We start from the raw sequence: 14,756 nt of genomic DNA, 5'->3' as shown, positions 1-14,756 counted from the left end.
AATGACCGGCCCCGGAAATGGGGCGGGACAAACGACAGGGAGTGTGGGAGTGATGATGTTTCCGGAGCAGGCGATCCCCGATCACGTGCCGCCAGCCTTGGTGAGCCGGGACTTTCCATTCATTTTCGGAACGACGACGGACAAAGATCCGTTCGACGATCTGGCCATGCGGATCCATGACGGACCCGATATCATTTACGCGGCCCATGCCTATCCCGGAGGAACGGGAGCATGGGTGCCACGCCGCATGGCGCATCTTCGCGAAATCTATCTCGATACAGAGCACTTTTCTTCCACCGACTTTTCGCCTTTCTCGAAGCTGGTCGGTGGAGCGTGGATCAATTCGCCGGCGGAACTCGACCCTCCGGCGCATGGGCCATTCCGTCAGATGGTGAACCCGGCCTTCACGCCCAAGGCCATGGCGGCGCTGGAAGACAGGATTCGGCACTATGCGGTGGAGTACATCGAGACCTTCGCCAAGCGCGGGCAGTGTGAATTCATGGGCGAGTTCGCATTCGAATTCCCGATCAAGGTCTTCATGGAACTGATGGGTTTGCCGCTCGACCGGGTCAGCGAATTCATGGAATGGGAAATGAATCTCTTGCATAACCACGATTTGTCCAAGATCGCGGATGCCACGCGCAGTGTGCTTGACTATCTGGCCGGCGAGATTGCCGACAGGCGCGCAAATCCGCGCGACGATCTCATTTCATTCGGCGTGCGGGGCGAGATAGAGGGACGTCCTCTGACGCAGGACGAACTGCTCGGCTTCATGTTCAACCTCTTTATCGGCGGGCTCGACACCGTCTCCACGAACATGGGCCTACAATTTCGCCACCTCGGCACACACGTTGAAGACCAGGCATTTTTGAGAGCCGACCCTTCACAGATCCCGCATGCCATCGACGAATTGATGCGGGCATACGGGGCGGTCACCACGTTTCGCACCTGCAAGAAGGAAGCGGTGATAGGCGGTGTGCAGTTCAGGCCGGGAGATAAGGTCGCCATGTCGACAACGCTCGCCGGGCGGGACCCCGACGAGTTCGAAAATCCCTGCGAGGTAAAGCTGGACCGGCGGCCGAGGCACGTCGGCTTCGGCTTCGGCATACATACCTGCGTCGGCATGCACCTGGCTCGCCGCGAATTGCGGATCGCGATGGAAGAGTTCCTGGCGCGGATTCCGGAATTCCGCCTTGCGCCCGGTCATCGGGTGCGTTGTCATCTGGGCATGATCCAGCCAGTGGAATTGCCGCTGGTCTGGTGAGGTTGCGACGGAGCCGTTTCCAGGACAGTCGCTGCTTCCTGACAGGAGAGCGCCTTGGAAACGGCTTTCGAGCCTAAAGGTCGACGCAGGCTTCGTCGAAGTCCAGCCGGGGATTGCGGGGATGGAGTCCTGCCGGATCGCCGTGACCGATGTTGCACAGGAAATTGCTTTTCCAGCGGCCATCGGGGAAGAATTCGGAATCGAGGCTGGCCGCATCGAAGCCCGACATAGGACCGCAGTCGAGACCCAGGGCGCGGGCGGCCATGATGAGATAGGCGCCTTGCAATGTCGAGGAACGGGCGACAGTCTGCGCGACGAGTGCGTCATTGCCTTCAAACGTCGCCCGCATGTCCCTTGCGGGAAACAGCTTGCCGTAGAATTCATAAAACCGTGTGTCACCCGCTACGATCACAGTGCAGGGAGCCTGCATGACCTTGTCTCGGTTGCCAGTGTTGACGTGAGGCAAGAGCCGGACCTTGGCATCGGCCGAGCGGATGAAGACAAATCGGGCCGGATTGCTGTTCGCGGTCGTCGGGCCCCACTTCGCGAGTTCGTAGAGGTTCCGAATGGTCTCCGTGCTGAGCGGACGATCTTGCCAGGTGTTATGCGTGCGGGCTTCCCGAAACAGGAGGTTCAGCATCGTGTCGTGTTCGAGCGTGGTTGCGCCAGTCATCCTCATTCCTCGTCAGTGGAGTAGGAACCGCGAATTCCACGCTCGATCCATTGGCGATGTTCGCGTGCGAGGATAGCTTCGGCCTCTTCGGCCAGAAGCGCCATCTCCGCGATCTCCCAGACGCGGTGGTTTCCGGTCGCATAGGCGCGGGCGTTCTCGCGATAGAGGAGCGCATCGATGATGTTGCCGTGCAGCTTGTCAAGAACGCGCGTCACTCGGCCGGGCGTGCCCATTACCAGGGAATTTGACGGAATAATGGTGCCGGCGGGCAAGAAGCTGTGAGCAGCAACAATCGAGCCGTGGCCTATGACGCAGCGCTCCATGATCGTGGCACCGATGCCGATGAGGCAGCCGGGCTCCAATGTGCATCCGTGCAGGACTGCACGATGTCCAACTGTACAGTAGTCGCCGATGATGGTCGGGTCATTCCAGCCGATGTGGATCATGGCGTGATCTTGCACACTTGCGCATTTTCCGATGCGGACATGACCTCTCTCGCTCCGAACGACCGCGTAAGGCCACAGACTGCAATCCTGTTCCAGCATGACGTCGCCGAAGATCCGGGCTGTGGGATCGACGTAAGCTGGTAGAGAGCCGATGCTCGCCTCGGTCACGATATCGCCGTTCGTTGTCTCTGTTGCTACCCCTGCGCAGCATCCATGGGCCGTCCCTCTCTAAATGGGCTGTGGATGCTGCCACTGGGGCGATCGCCTGCCTAACACGCGATCGCCCCGGCATTTTGGATCAATAGGCACCCGGCGGAGAGATCGGATCGGCTCCGGCAAGGTTCCGGCCATAGATTTCGTAGCCGATGGTCGGGATATTCTGGATGTGGCGGAGAGCCATCGAAATATCGCGCCAGTAGCGGTTGATCGGCTTGTCCAGCGCAAAACCGGAAGAACCCGCCTGGAACATCAGCGATTCACTCGCACTGTGAACGAGTTCGACCATCTGGGCACCGCCGGAGCGCTGCTTTGCCTTCTCGGCGAGGGTGAACTCCTCACCCTGCGCAACTCGGTCGAGCTTGGCTGTGAGGTTGAACAGGATCAACTTGGCCGTGTCGATCATGGCGGCCGCTTCACCAAGGTCGCGCATGTAGGCACCGGAATTGGTGCGCGGCGAAATCGTCGTCGTCAGTACGGGCTTCTTCGGCGATTCCGCCGTAACGATCTCCAGCATGCCCTCGACTGCGCCAATGAGCTGGGCAATGCCGGTCGTGCGAACCACCGGAACGGCAGGAAGGAGGTCTGAAGGCGCGCCGAAATGACGCTTGGTACGATCGATCTGGCCCGCGCGTTCGTCCATCAATACCATCTGGTCATCGGGAATGAACACGTCCTTTGCTATCGCCGTGTCCGACCCGGTTCCCTGCATGCCCGAAACGAACCAGGTGTCCTCAATAGTCATGCTGTCCATCGGCAGATAACACATGCTGATGCCCGGAACGACCGGCCCGTCGTAGCCTTCAAGCACCACGCCCTGTTGCGCCCACTTCGACTGGCGGGAGCCGGACATGTAGGGCCATTTACCGTTGATGATCCAGCCGCCGTCCACCTTGCGCGCCTTGCCCGGCGGGTTGTAGGCGCCGCACACGGTCTGCGGGCCCTCGCCAAAAATTGTGTCCTGGACACCGTCGGGCGCGAGACTGGTGATCCAGCTGGTGCCGTTGATGATCTGCATCACCCAGCTGACCGCGGGGTCGCCCTTGGCGATTTCCATCTGGACGCGGCAAAAGTCGGTGGTCGAGAGTCCGAAGCCGCCCAGGCGTTGAGGCAGCAGAAGCCGCAGGAAACCTTCCGTCTTGAGCATTTGATCGACGGCCGGGGTTGGGCTGCGCCGCTTTTCCCCTTCAGGCGCTTCCTTTTGCAGGAATTCGCGCAGGCTGCGCGCCTTTTCCACCAGGCCGTCGGCCACCGCCTTGTCGGCGAAACCGGATTGCGTGTCTGATTCGAGCTTTGCTACTGTTGCCATGAAATCATCCTCTCGTATTTTCGGCTTGGTGGCCGGCGATTTGCATTGCGATTTCGTGCAGCCGATCGGGAGAACCGTTCCAGAGTTCCAGCCATTCACCAGTGGCCGGAATGATCAGCGTGCTAAGCTGCAGGCGAACGAGCGTGTCGCAGAATGTGTCCCGGTCTATGGTATTTCCGGTCAGTCCTTCGAAATAGTCGAGCACGGGTTCGAGAGCGCGTTGCACGGCGGCCTTGTGACGGCCGAAATGGCTGCGCAGGAAACTCAGGTGAAAGGCAGGTTCAACTTCGAAGATCCGTTCCGGCGACCGCTCGATCGTAAAACGGCCGAAGAATTTCATGACGGCACGGAACCGCTCGATCGGATCGGGAATGCCTTCGCCAGCCTCGACAATGCCCTTTTCGAAACTGCTGCAGATGTATTCGCTGACTGCCGCGAGCACTTCTTCCTTGGACGCGAAATGACGATAGAGGGTCCCGCGCGACACCCCGCTGCTTTCGCTGATGTCACTCATCGACAGTCGCCGCGTGCCGATTGTTGCGATCGCGCGCAGTGTACCGTCCATGATCTTCTGGACGCTGCCCGTGCTGTCGGTGGCGACGACTTCGCTCCAGTCGGTGTGCGGCGTCAGTTTCATGTTTGGGCTTCCATTTCGGCAAGGTTGTGCGGAACGCTTACATAGCCGGGCAGATGCTGACCGCCATCGACATTGATCAGCTCGCCATTGACGAAACGCGACATTTCCGAAGCGAGGAAGAGCACGACCGGTCCGATGTCCTTCTCGGGATCGCCCGCGCGCTTGAGCGGATTACTTGCTGTTGCCATTTCAAGGAAGCCGGGCACGTCCTCTGCCAGCTGCGCGAACACCTGGCCCATCCCTGTCGGTGCGATCGCATTGGTCCTGATGTTGAACCGGCCCCATTCAACCGCAGCGGTGCGGGTCAGGCCCAGGATCGCCCCCTTGTTCATGTTGTAGTCGGCATGAAGCCATGCACCCGTCTGGGCGTCGATCGAGTAGAAATTGACGATCGAGCCGCCGCCGCGTGCCTTCATGTGCGGGAAGGCGGCACGCATGGCCCACCAGGTTCCCCAGGTACCGATCTCGAGAGTGCGCTGGAGCATCTCATCGGTCTTCTGTTCCAGCAACACGTTGGCAGACAGCTGCGAGGCATTGTTGATCAGGATGTCGAGGCCTCCGAACTCGGAGACGACCCGCTCGATCATGCCTTCGACGTCGTCCTTGATTCCCATGTCCGCCGAAAGGCCCATGGCGCGGGTTCCGAACTCCTGGCTTATCTCGGCCGCAACCGCTTCCGCCGCCGCGCCGTCGCGCCCGGTAATGAGGATATCGGCGCCCTCACGCGCCAGACAGCGGCTGATGCCGTAGCCCAGCCCTTTTGCCCCGCCCGTGACGATCGCGATCTTGCCCTGAACCAACCCAGTCAAGCAGCTTCTCCTGCAAATTGTTCGCCCAGCGCGCGGTCCATTTCCATGCGTTCCTGGCAATAGTCCTGCGTAAAAACGTAGCCCCGCACGTTCTTGCCGTTGTCGCGGAACAGATACTTGAGCCCCCGCTCGTCGTTGGCCGCTTCCTCCCACCGCCCGGCAACGCCGATCGGAGCCGGAAGCAGCACCACCGGGTAGGCTGTGGTCTTGACCTGCACCGAGAGCGGCGGAAAGTGGATATTGGTAGGTGTTCCGAGCGCACTGGGAGCGATGGCGCGCGCTGCCGACATGATCGGTGTTACATAGGCTGCGAGGCCTTGCGGATATTCCGCGCAGTCGCCGATAGCGTAGATGTCGGGATCGGAGGTCCGCCCGGTCTGGTCGACAGTAATGCCCCGGCCGGTCTCCAGCCCCGCCTCACATGCCAGCGCGACATGAGGGCGAAGACCCACCGCTGAAAGCACCGCAACGGCTTCAATGACCATGCCGCTGTCGAGCTGCGCGCGAACCCCGCTTGGAGACTTGTGGATGGCCGTGATCTTGCTGCCTAGGTGCCATTCGACGCCCTTGGTAGCCAGCGCATCACGGATTCGATCACCGACCCCGCTGGGTACCAGCTGAGCCAAAGGATGGAGCAGCATGTCCACGACTACCGGAAAATAGCCTGCGGCAGAAAGATCGTTCGCAAACTCAGTTCCGACAAGTCCGCCGCCCATGACCAGCACTCGCCCGCCAGCGGGCAGCCGCTCGCGAAACTCGCGGTAATTGTCGAGATTGTTGACAGCAAGAGCCCGGTGGGCCGCGTCGCCATCGATCGGCGGGCGCACAGGATCTGCTCCAAGCGCGAGGATCAGTTTGTCGTAGAAGATCGGCCCGCCAGTTGTCAGTACAGCCTTGTCCTGCCGATCTATGGCCTCGACGAGGCGTCCTGCGCGCAGATCAATTCGGAGCTGAGCCGCCATTTTCTCACCCGGCGTGGTAATCAGGGCGTCGGGCATTTTGCCCTTGGCCAGTGCGGTGGACAGCGCCGGTTTGGAATAGAAGTGGCCATCGTCCTGCGTCACCAGGGTCAACCGGGCGTGCGGCGCGAGCTTGCGTAGCTCCCGCAGGACGCCGTAGCCGGCGAGGCCGCTCCCGATGACGACGATGTGCGGGGATGACGTCACCGTGCCCGTCCGATCAGAGGAAGATCGCAAGATTGGACATTCCCAGCGTGGATTGGTCGACAATGATCTCCCTTACGGACAGCTTGTAGTTGCCATCCACAAGACGCCAGACGTCCCGACGCTGGGCAGTAAGCGTCTCGTTCTCCGGATTGTCGAAGCGGCTGCGCTCGACGAAGAGGTAGCTGACCACTTCATATTCGCCGGTCTTATCGCTCTCGGCGATCCGCACATTAGTGACGAACCGCCGCGTGCGCGAGGGCGGGTCTTCTGCCCAGGCGCTCTTCGAGAGACGACCAGTGCGCATGAGGATCGACCCGTAATTCTCGTCGAAATGCTTCATCGTCCGTACGACGTCACGGTCCTTGTTGGGGCCATTTCGCGTGAGACGCAGCGGTGCCGTATAGATCAAATCCTCCGCAAGGAAGGCGACCCAGTCGTCGAAGCGCCGCTCGTCGAGCGCAGCCGCTTCGTCATAGAGCGTTTCCAGAATGCGGTTGTAGACCTCCGAACCGAGCGGTACCCGCTTGGTGGAAACAAGACCGCGCATCACTCCAGTCTTGTCGATTGCGGCCGTGGCGTAGTTCACCATGTCGTGATCCTCCCAGTCTCAGGCTTCGGCCATCAGATTGTAGTAAGCCATCCACCAGGCCCACTGCGTGTCGTCCTTGGTGAAGCCGGGATAGAGATCGCCGCCTCCCACCCAGCCTTCCGGCCGCTCGTGGCCGTGAAGCGCCTGGTACTTGAGCGTGATGGTCTTGCTCATGTGGCCGCGTGCATTGCGCATGATCTGCGGCCAGGTATCGGCGTCGTCCTGCTCGATCGTTCCGGAGGTGCCGGTCGACCAGATGGCGTTCTGCAACATATCGCGCTTTACGTCCTCAGGTGCGTCCTTCTCCGCGAAAATGAAGTTCACGAATTCGACCCTGTCCGGCCCCTTGGGAACATAGGTGTGCAGCGACAGCGCGCCTGACGCGCCGCCATCGGTGCGAGGCGCAAAGATGAATGCGATCAGCACGTTGGGGAACATGCCGCCGACTTGCGGGGGGATCGTCGCTAACTGGTTGACCTGATCTTCCGTCAGATTCTTGAAGAGCTGAGGGATCAGGTCCTTGGTGATGCCGGGCGGCGAAAGTAGATGAAGGCGCTCTTCGGTCGACTTCCCTTCAAAACTGACATCCGCAAACATCTTGAAGGTTTGGGCCGCTTCCAGACAGCGCAGGGTATGGCCTTGCGGAACCGAGATATCGACACCGTACATGCCGGGCGCCGTATCGTAGATCGATTCGGCAGTACCGCCCATGATCCCGCCTTCCATAAGCGAGCGGTGCAGCGTCAGAGTATGGAAGCCGTCGGATCCCGACTGTTCGCCAGGGATCTTCCAATTGCAGGGCAGCACGAAGCGCTGCGGCGGGCCGAGCATTTCAAGGCCGTTATCGGTACGGCAGAACAGCTGATCGAGATAGAACTTCGCGTCGCCGAGGTAATCGTCGAACGAAAGATCCTCGTTCCACGTTGCGAAGATGAGGCCGCCGTACAGATGGACGCGGGCCTTCTTGAGCCCGAGTTCTTCCTTCTGGCGCTTGTTGCCGTGCATCTGTTCCTTTTCGATCGGGGCGCCGATAAAGCTGCCATCGGGTCGGAAGGCCCAGCCATGGTAGATGCAGCGGTGGGCATGGGCATTGCCCGCCTCGGCAGTGCAGACCTTCATTCCGCGATGCGGACACACGTTGAGCATGACGTGAATTTCGCCGCTACGGTCGCGCGAGACGATGACATTGTCCTCGGCCATATCGCGCATGACGTAGTCGCCGGCCTTGGGAATCTCGGACTCATGGCCCAGCAGGAGCCAGGTTCGCGCGAAGATGCGCTCCATCTCCAGCTCGTACAATTCCTTGTCGTTCATCACACGCAGCGACACTTCGTTCATCTCGCGGTCGATGAGATTGTCGAGCGTCGTCCCGTCGCTGAGTGTCAACCCAGGGTGGTGCAGCATCTTCCTCTCCTTGGAAAATCCGTGTTTGATCGCGTTATACATATTGAACGAAATCTGTTCAAGCTGTAATAATCCGAAAAAAGGAGAGGACTATGAGTCAGAAGCTGAAAGTCGTGATCGATAAGGCCGCATGCTGCGGATACGGCGTCTGCGCCGAGATCTGCCCCGCGGTGTACAAACTCGACGCCAACGGCATCGTATACGTGGACGACGAAATCGTGCCGGACGGCCTGGAAGAGCTGGCACGCGAAGGCGCCGAAGCATGTCCGCAGGCCGCGCTCGCAGTGGTCGACGCCTGATAAGGGCTCGGTCGGTGGTACAAGAATCCTGATTCGCCCTCTGGGCGAACCTGTCGCCGGGAAGGTCTCAGGACGGAGCGGCTAGAGGCAGCAGTGTCAGAAATCAGGCAGGACGGGAAACCACGGCACTATGGCAAGCGGCACCGAAATTCTTTTCAGGCCATGTGAAGTCGGGCCGCTAGCGCTGCCCAACCGCTTCGTAATGGCGCCGATGACGCGAAATTTCTCGCCTGACGGGATTCCGTCAGCGGGTGTGGCGGACTACTACCGCCGCCGTGCCGAAGCGGAAGTAGGTCTGATCGTCACGGAAGGCATCGGGGTGGATCATCCTGCTGCCGTCGGCAGGGAGACAATGGGGGGCGGAGCCTCGCCGATCATGCATGGCGAGGCCGCGCTTGCGCGGTGGCGCGCGGTCGTGGACGGGGTCCATGAGGCCGGGGGAAAGATCATTCCCCAGCTATGGCACCAAGGCGTCATCCGAGTCCCGGGAACCGGCTATCATCCCGACGCGCCGTCTGCGCGCCCCTCAGGCATCTGGGGCCCACTCGACAAGGCGATGGTGCCCCCGGAATATCTCGAACAGGTTCGCGAGCCTACCGCGCCGCTGACAGAGAACGAAATCGCCGACATCATCGTCGGGTTCGCACGAAGCGCGGCAAATGCGAGAGCCGCAGGCTTCGATGGCATCGCCCTCCACGGTGCACATGGCTACCTGATCGACAGCTTTCTCTGGGGAGAGACAAACCTGCGAACGGACCGGTGGGGAGGCGCACTCCCAGACCGCGCCAGGCTTGCGGCAGAGTTGGTCCGGGCAGTGAGGGCCGCGACGGCGCCCGATTTTCCGATCATGTTCCGGTACTCGCAGTGGAAATTGCAGGATTACGATGCGCGAAATGCGCAAACCCCGGATGAGCTCGAATCCTTGCTGACACCGATTGTCGAGGCGGGCGTGGACCTATTTGACGTCAGCACCCGGGTGTTCTCGGCGCCCGCATTCGACGGCTCCGATCTCAGCTTGGCGGGATGGGTAAAACGGCTTACGGGCCGGCCAACGATAGCGGTGGGCGGCGTCGGCCTCTCGCGCGATTTGCAATCGTCGTTCGCCCAGCCGACCGTGATGACCAACAATCTTTCGCTTGTGGCGGAGCGCTTGGCGAAGGGTGAGTTTGATCTGGTGGGGGTGGGAAGGGCGCTACTGATGGACCCGCAGTGGGTTTGCAAGATGCGGAAGGGAGAGAGCGTCAATCCCTTCCGGCTGGAAGCTTACGGGTCGCTGGATTAACGCTTAATGCGTGTCACAGGCGGCAAACACTTGAATCCGGGCGAGGTTGGTGCGCTCGGGCTGAGCCGCCATGTACCGCACGGCATCCGCAACATCCTCAGGTTGCATCGGCGGTATGAAACTGTCCCAGGCCGGCTGTCCGCGTGACTTCATGTCCTCGAATATTTCCGTGCTGGTCGTGCCCGGCGAAACGATACCGACTTTCACTCCAGTGCCGGCCAATTCGACCCGCAAACAATCGGTGAACCCCTCCAGTGCTCGCTTCAGGCCGCCGTAGACACCGACACCAGGTGCAACGATGTTGGCGCCGATGCTCGAAATATTGATGATCTGGCCTCTGGCTGCCGATTTCATTGTCCGTGCAAACAGAGTACTGGTGCGAACGACCGCTTCGTAATTGAGCGCCATCATCGGTCGCAACTGGTCGAGATCGAAATCGTCGATCGGTGCCGCATGAAGAATGCCCGCATTATTGACCAGAATGTCGGCTCGCCCGAACTTAGCCAGAACGAAGTCGTGCAAAGCCCGAGCGGCGTCGGGATCCGCCATGTCGGCTGAATGGACACAGGCATGCTCGCCAAGTTCGCCCGCCAGTGAGGCAAGGCGTTCGGCGCGGCGGGCGACCAGCACTGTCCTCGCGCCCGCCTCGGCGAGCGCTCGCGCAGTGGCCGCGCCTATCCCCGACGATGCCCCGGTTATAATGGCGACCTTACCTTCAAGGGCGTTCATTACCGTCACTCGTGCGCTCCTGTCTCTTTCAGCCGGATCAACCGCTTGCCGTGGTTTTCCCCACGGTAAAGGCCCGCAAGGGCATCCGGACAGCTCTCAATCCCGTCGAGTATTTCCTCGCGCCACGTCAGGCGGCCCTGCTCGGTCCACTCGCGCAGCTGCGCAACTGCGGCGGCGTAACGGGCCATGTGATCGAAGACGACGAAGCCTTCCATTCGTGCCCGCTTGACCAGAAGGTGGCGTTCCACGCGCGGACCATCGGGCCAGGGAGCCCAGCGGTCCTGCGACGCTGTTCCGCAGACGATGACACGGCCGCCGAGCGCGAGGTGGGGCATTACCGCGTCGCTGATCGGGCCGGCGACGTTGTCGAAATAGACGTGGATCCCCTGGGGCGCGACGCGGCTCAAAGTGGCGGCCACGTCCTGGCCGCGGTAGTCGATCGCAGCCTCGAATCCAAACTCCTCGACACAGCGCCGCACTTTGTCTGCTCCCCCGGCAATACCCACCGTGCGGCATCCAAGGATATTGGCAATCTGGCCCGCGGCGGACCCAACCGCGCCTGCGGCCGTGGATACCAGCACGGTTTCACCGGCGCGCGGCTGCCCGACAAGCGTGAGGGCCAGATAGGCCGTGACGCCGTTTATTCCCAAAATGCCAAGCGATGCGCGAAGTTCTTTTTCGCTGGTCTTCTGAAGGATTTGATCGGCCGCTACGCAAGCGAAATCCTGCCACCCGAACCATCCTGCGACGTATTCGCCAACTTGGAAATGTTCGTGGTTCGATTCGATGATACGGCCTGAGGCGAGGCTGCGCATGACCGAGCCCAGGGCCACCTGGTCTCCGTAGTTACCGACGTCGGCGATCCAGCCGCGCATGGCGGGCTCGACCGAGAGATAGTGATTTTGTACAAGTATCTGGCCCGGACCGGGACGGTCCACCGGAGCGCTGCGGATTTCGAAATGCTCGGCCTGGGCAATGCCTGCCGGACGAGAGCGCAACCTGACCTGCCGGTTCGTCGCCATCAAAAACCCGCTCTGACCATCGTGAATTTCCGGCGGGATATCCGCCAGCCTTCTGCCGTGCGGATCAGGCAGTCGTCATAGAATCCGGCCGCTCTGGTCGCGCTGCCTCCCGGTGCCGGGTCGGTCAGCACAGCGTCCACATAACTGCGGGCCAGAATCTCGCTATTGCGGCTCTCGACCACGATATTGGTTATGCGGTGAAGCGTCGCGCCTAGATTGCGATGCGCGGATTCCATGTACTCGGTGATCTCGCGCGGTCCGCGCCATTGACCGAAGCTGCCGTAATCCACTTCGCAGTCATTCGCGAAGCAGGAGCGAAACAAGGGCCAGTCCCGGGTATCGATGCCGGTCGCGTAGCGCAGCAGCAGATTGCGGATTGCGCGCTCGTCATCGGCCGCGACAGGCGATGTTCTCGTCAGGCTGCCTGATGTCGGCATGCTCCATCCTCCCGTTTTTGTTACTTGCGACGATAGTGCGTAATCGGGGCGACTTGCCCGTCCAAGGATAGGAGCTTGCGGGGACACGCCCCTATTTTTTACGATTTATCTGGCCCATCATTTCGTCGGCAGAGCATAGGCGATCAATTCGTCACTCGTTCCAGACAGCATGGCTGCATGGCCGCCGGCCGCGATGACGACAAATTGGCGTCCGCTGGGCCGGGACCAATACGTGGTCGGCGATGCATTGCCGCCGGCTGGCAACCGTGCTTTCCACAACACCTGCCCACTTTCCGTCGCAAGGGCGCGAAATACGTGCTCCTGAGTCGCGCCGATGAAGGTGAGGCCGCTCGAAGTCGTTAGAGACCCGCCAATGTTCGGCACCCCCATAGGTATCGGTACGAGCGAAGGCAGAGCCAGCGGCCCGCTGTCGCGCGATGAGCCCAAGGTACGGGACCATACCAGCTTGCCGGTTCTGAGATCGACGGCGTTGATGCTGCCATAGGGCGGCTGCTGACACGGGATCGCGAGCGGCGAAAGAAAGGGTGCGATTTGCGCGGCGTAAGGCACGCCCTGTTGAGCCGCTGGACCTCCCACATTGCTCATGTGCGCTGCATTCATCGGCTTGATGCCGCGCCGGTCCGCCTCCGCTCGGGAAATGAGGCGGTTGTAGTTGGCGACCTGGTTGTTGTTGACGATCATGAGGCCGCGTCTCACATCGACGGAGACACCGCCCCAGTCGATCCCCCCAAGGTAGCCAGGCCACGTAATCGTGAAGCGGTCTGTCGAGAGGGGTGTCATTTCGCCTTCGAAACGGGCTTGCCGAAAGCGGATGCGGCACAATGCCTGATCGATCGGCGTGAGCCCCCACATGCTCTTTTCCGTGGGAGCCGGGCCGCCGAAACTTGGCATCGCGGCGGAAAAGGGCTGGGTGGGAGATAGTCGCTCACCGGCGACCGCTCCGCGGGGAACAGCGCGTTCCATTACAGGCAGTAGGGGTTTACCCGTCATGCGGTCCAGGACGAAGATCTGCCCACGTTTTGTGGGTTGTACAAGTCCATGGATGCCGCCGGGCAGGTCGAAGAGAGTAGGCTGCGCCGCAACATCGTAATCCCAAAGATCGTGATGTGTCGTCTGGAACGACCAGCGGACTGCTCCTGTCTGGGCGTCAAGTGCGACAACAGCGCTGGAGTAGCGATCGTCCAGCGCCGTGCGGTGGCCGCCGAAGTAGTCAGGCGTTGCGTTTCCGGTTGGCACATAGACGAGCCCCAGAGCTTCATCGGAACTCATCGGAGCCCAGCTATTCGGCGTGCCTCTTGTGAATGTCGCGCCTGGTTCCGGTGAACCGTGATCGTCCGGGCGGCCAATATCGAATGCCCACGAAAACTCGCCCGAAACAGCATCGAACGCGCGGATGACGCCCGAAGGCTCCTGCGTTCGCTGACCGTCGATGATCCAGCCGCCGACGACCAGCCGTCCGCGAACCAGCGCCGGGGGCGAAGTGACGAAGTAATAGCCCTTTTCGACGGACCCAAGGCCCTTGGTGAGATCCACCTGGCCGTTCTGTCCGAAGGCGCCGCAGGACTGTCCCGTGGCAGCATCGAGCGCCAAAAGCCGAGCATCCAGCGTAGCGGTATAGATACGTTCTGAGCAGGTGCCCGTCGCGCCGGGCACGCGGTAATATGTCACGCCGCGGCATACAAGGCCGTAAACGCCTTCGAGGTTTGTCCTTGGCGAGTGGCGCCAGAGCTGGCGGCCGGTTTCAGGGTCGAGTGCGATTACATCATTGTTGCCCGCGCAAATGAACAAGCGATCACCGATCTTGAGGGGATTGGTTTGAAAGGCCGTGCCCTGCTTGCCGCTTGTCAGTTTGCCCGTATGGTAACTCCAGACGGGTTTCAGATTGCCGACGTTTGCTGGTGTGATCTGACCAAGCGGTGAATAGCGCGAGCCTCCGCGGTCGTTGCCGTAGGCAATCCAGTCACCTTCTTCCGAAGCTGCTGGTGCCGGTCCCCAAGCTGTGCTTGTGGCAGCAGGTGTGCGGTCAGCCCAGAACGCCGCCCCGATCCCGGCTATCCCGATTACCGCGAGGCCAGGCCAAAGTAGGCGGCCGCCGGGCAGGGCTGCCTGCTGGCCCACATGCCGGCGGTACCAACCTGTCAGCATGTAGAGACCCATGACAGTCGGCATTGCGATCCGCGGCGCCAGTGCCCAGCCATCGAGGCCGCACTCCCACAGCGCCCAGCATAAGTTCACACAGAGAAATACCCAATAGAGCAGCGCAGACTTTGCTTCCCTCCGCCATCCCAGAACTGCGCAGACAAGCATGACAAGGCCGCTCAGCACATACCAGGGCGATCCACCCAGCAAGGCGAGCTGGGCGCCAAGGACTGTCAGGGTACCGCCTGTTGCGCCCAGCAGCACCAGGAAAGCATGATTGAATAGGCGTCGCATGTCACCGCCTTGGGTCTCAG

The 14,756-nt window shown here is 61.1% G+C and carries 15 protein-coding genes; 3 read left to right on the top strand and 12 right to left on the bottom strand.

The window, feature by feature from the left end:
* The first annotated feature begins 52 nt into the window (after nucleotides 1-52).
* Nucleotides 53-1,264: a cytochrome P450 gene (locus tag NTCA1_RS17050; RefSeq protein WP_133085020.1), complete on the top strand. Its 1,212-nt coding sequence runs from the start codon at nucleotides 53-55 to the stop codon at nucleotides 1,262-1,264.
* A 73-nt stretch (nucleotides 1,265-1,337) separates the two neighbouring features.
* Here NTCA1_RS17050 and NTCA1_RS17045 read toward each other — a convergent pair whose 3' ends face one another.
* From NTCA1_RS17045 to NTCA1_RS17010, 8 genes are all read right to left on the bottom strand, one after another.
* Nucleotides 1,338-1,937, bottom strand: coding sequence for a malonic semialdehyde reductase (locus NTCA1_RS17045; protein ID WP_133085021.1), 600 nt, complete (start codon nucleotides 1,935-1,937; stop codon nucleotides 1,338-1,340).
* Nucleotides 1,938-1,939: 2 nt separating this feature from the next.
* Entirely contained in the window at nucleotides 1,940-2,551 is a 612-nt protein-coding gene (locus NTCA1_RS17040; protein WP_236549405.1) for a gamma carbonic anhydrase family protein, read from the bottom strand.
* A 130-nt stretch (nucleotides 2,552-2,681) separates the two neighbouring features.
* Nucleotides 2,682-3,908: an acyl-CoA dehydrogenase family protein gene (locus tag NTCA1_RS17035; RefSeq protein ID WP_236549404.1), complete on the bottom strand. Its 1,227-nt coding sequence runs from the start codon at nucleotides 3,906-3,908 to the stop codon at nucleotides 2,682-2,684.
* 4 nt (nucleotides 3,909-3,912) lie between these two features.
* A complete protein-coding gene (locus NTCA1_RS17030) occupies nucleotides 3,913-4,545 on the bottom strand; it encodes a TetR/AcrR family transcriptional regulator (RefSeq protein ID WP_133085022.1) in 633 nt (210 codons plus the stop codon).
* On the bottom strand, nucleotides 4,542-5,354 hold the full coding sequence (locus NTCA1_RS17025; protein WP_133085023.1) for an SDR family NAD(P)-dependent oxidoreductase: 813 nt from the start codon (nucleotides 5,352-5,354) through the stop codon (nucleotides 4,542-4,544). The genes NTCA1_RS17030 and NTCA1_RS17025 overlap by 4 nt, the downstream gene beginning before the upstream one ends.
* The gene (locus NTCA1_RS17020) at nucleotides 5,351-6,520 is read right to left on the bottom strand and encodes an NAD(P)/FAD-dependent oxidoreductase (protein ID WP_133085024.1); all 1,170 of its coding nucleotides are present in this window, start codon (nucleotides 6,518-6,520) and stop codon (nucleotides 5,351-5,353) included. The genes NTCA1_RS17025 and NTCA1_RS17020 overlap by 4 nt, the downstream gene beginning before the upstream one ends.
* 13 nt (nucleotides 6,521-6,533) lie before the next feature.
* The gene (locus NTCA1_RS17015) at nucleotides 6,534-7,109 is read right to left on the bottom strand and encodes a 3-phenylpropionate/cinnamic acid dioxygenase subunit beta (protein WP_133085025.1); all 576 of its coding nucleotides are present in this window, start codon (nucleotides 7,107-7,109) and stop codon (nucleotides 6,534-6,536) included.
* Between the two features lie 18 nt (nucleotides 7,110-7,127).
* The gene (locus NTCA1_RS17010; protein ID WP_133085026.1) at nucleotides 7,128-8,513 is read right to left on the bottom strand and encodes an aromatic ring-hydroxylating dioxygenase subunit alpha; all 1,386 of its coding nucleotides are present in this window, start codon (nucleotides 8,511-8,513) and stop codon (nucleotides 7,128-7,130) included.
* 92 nt (nucleotides 8,514-8,605) lie between these two features.
* Here NTCA1_RS17010 and NTCA1_RS17005 point away from each other — a divergent pair, with 92 nt between their 5' ends.
* Nucleotides 8,606-8,812 carry a ferredoxin gene (locus tag NTCA1_RS17005; protein ID WP_133085027.1) on the top strand — a complete coding sequence of 69 codons (207 nt, stop codon included), beginning with the start codon at nucleotides 8,606-8,608 and terminating at the stop codon, nucleotides 8,810-8,812.
* A 130-nt stretch (nucleotides 8,813-8,942) separates the two neighbouring features.
* Entirely contained in the window at nucleotides 8,943-10,094 is a 1,152-nt protein-coding gene (locus tag NTCA1_RS17000) for an NADH:flavin oxidoreductase (RefSeq protein ID WP_133085028.1), read from the top strand.
* A gap of 3 nt (nucleotides 10,095-10,097) precedes the next feature.
* Here NTCA1_RS17000 and NTCA1_RS16995 read toward each other — a convergent pair whose 3' ends face one another.
* The 4 genes from NTCA1_RS16995 to NTCA1_RS16980 all read right to left on the bottom strand — a co-directional run bounded on the left by NTCA1_RS16995 (nucleotide 10,098) and on the right by NTCA1_RS16980 (nucleotide 14,736).
* Complete coding sequence (locus tag NTCA1_RS16995; RefSeq protein WP_133085029.1) at nucleotides 10,098-10,823, bottom strand: SDR family oxidoreductase; 726 nt, start codon at nucleotides 10,821-10,823, stop codon at nucleotides 10,098-10,100.
* A gap of 5 nt (nucleotides 10,824-10,828) precedes the next feature.
* Nucleotides 10,829-11,845, bottom strand: a complete 1,017-nt coding sequence (locus NTCA1_RS16990; RefSeq protein ID WP_236549403.1) for an NADP-dependent oxidoreductase — start codon at nucleotides 11,843-11,845, stop codon at nucleotides 10,829-10,831.
* Nucleotides 11,845-12,282, bottom strand: coding sequence for a nuclear transport factor 2 family protein (locus NTCA1_RS16985; protein WP_133085031.1), 438 nt, complete (start codon nucleotides 12,280-12,282; stop codon nucleotides 11,845-11,847). The genes NTCA1_RS16990 and NTCA1_RS16985 overlap by 1 nt, the downstream gene beginning before the upstream one ends.
* A gap of 117 nt (nucleotides 12,283-12,399) precedes the next feature.
* Entirely contained in the window at nucleotides 12,400-14,736 is a 2,337-nt protein-coding gene (locus NTCA1_RS16980) for a membrane-bound PQQ-dependent dehydrogenase, glucose/quinate/shikimate family (RefSeq protein ID WP_133085032.1), read from the bottom strand.
* Nucleotides 14,737-14,756 lie beyond the last annotated feature (20 nt).

Origin of the sequence: Novosphingobium sp. TCA1 (genome assembly GCF_009811895.1) — a bacterium.
Lineage (GTDB): Bacteria > Pseudomonadota > Alphaproteobacteria > Sphingomonadales > Sphingomonadaceae > Novosphingobium > Novosphingobium panipatense_A.
Note: the sequence above shows the minus strand (reverse complement) of the source record. Positions and strands in the feature narration are given on the sequence as shown.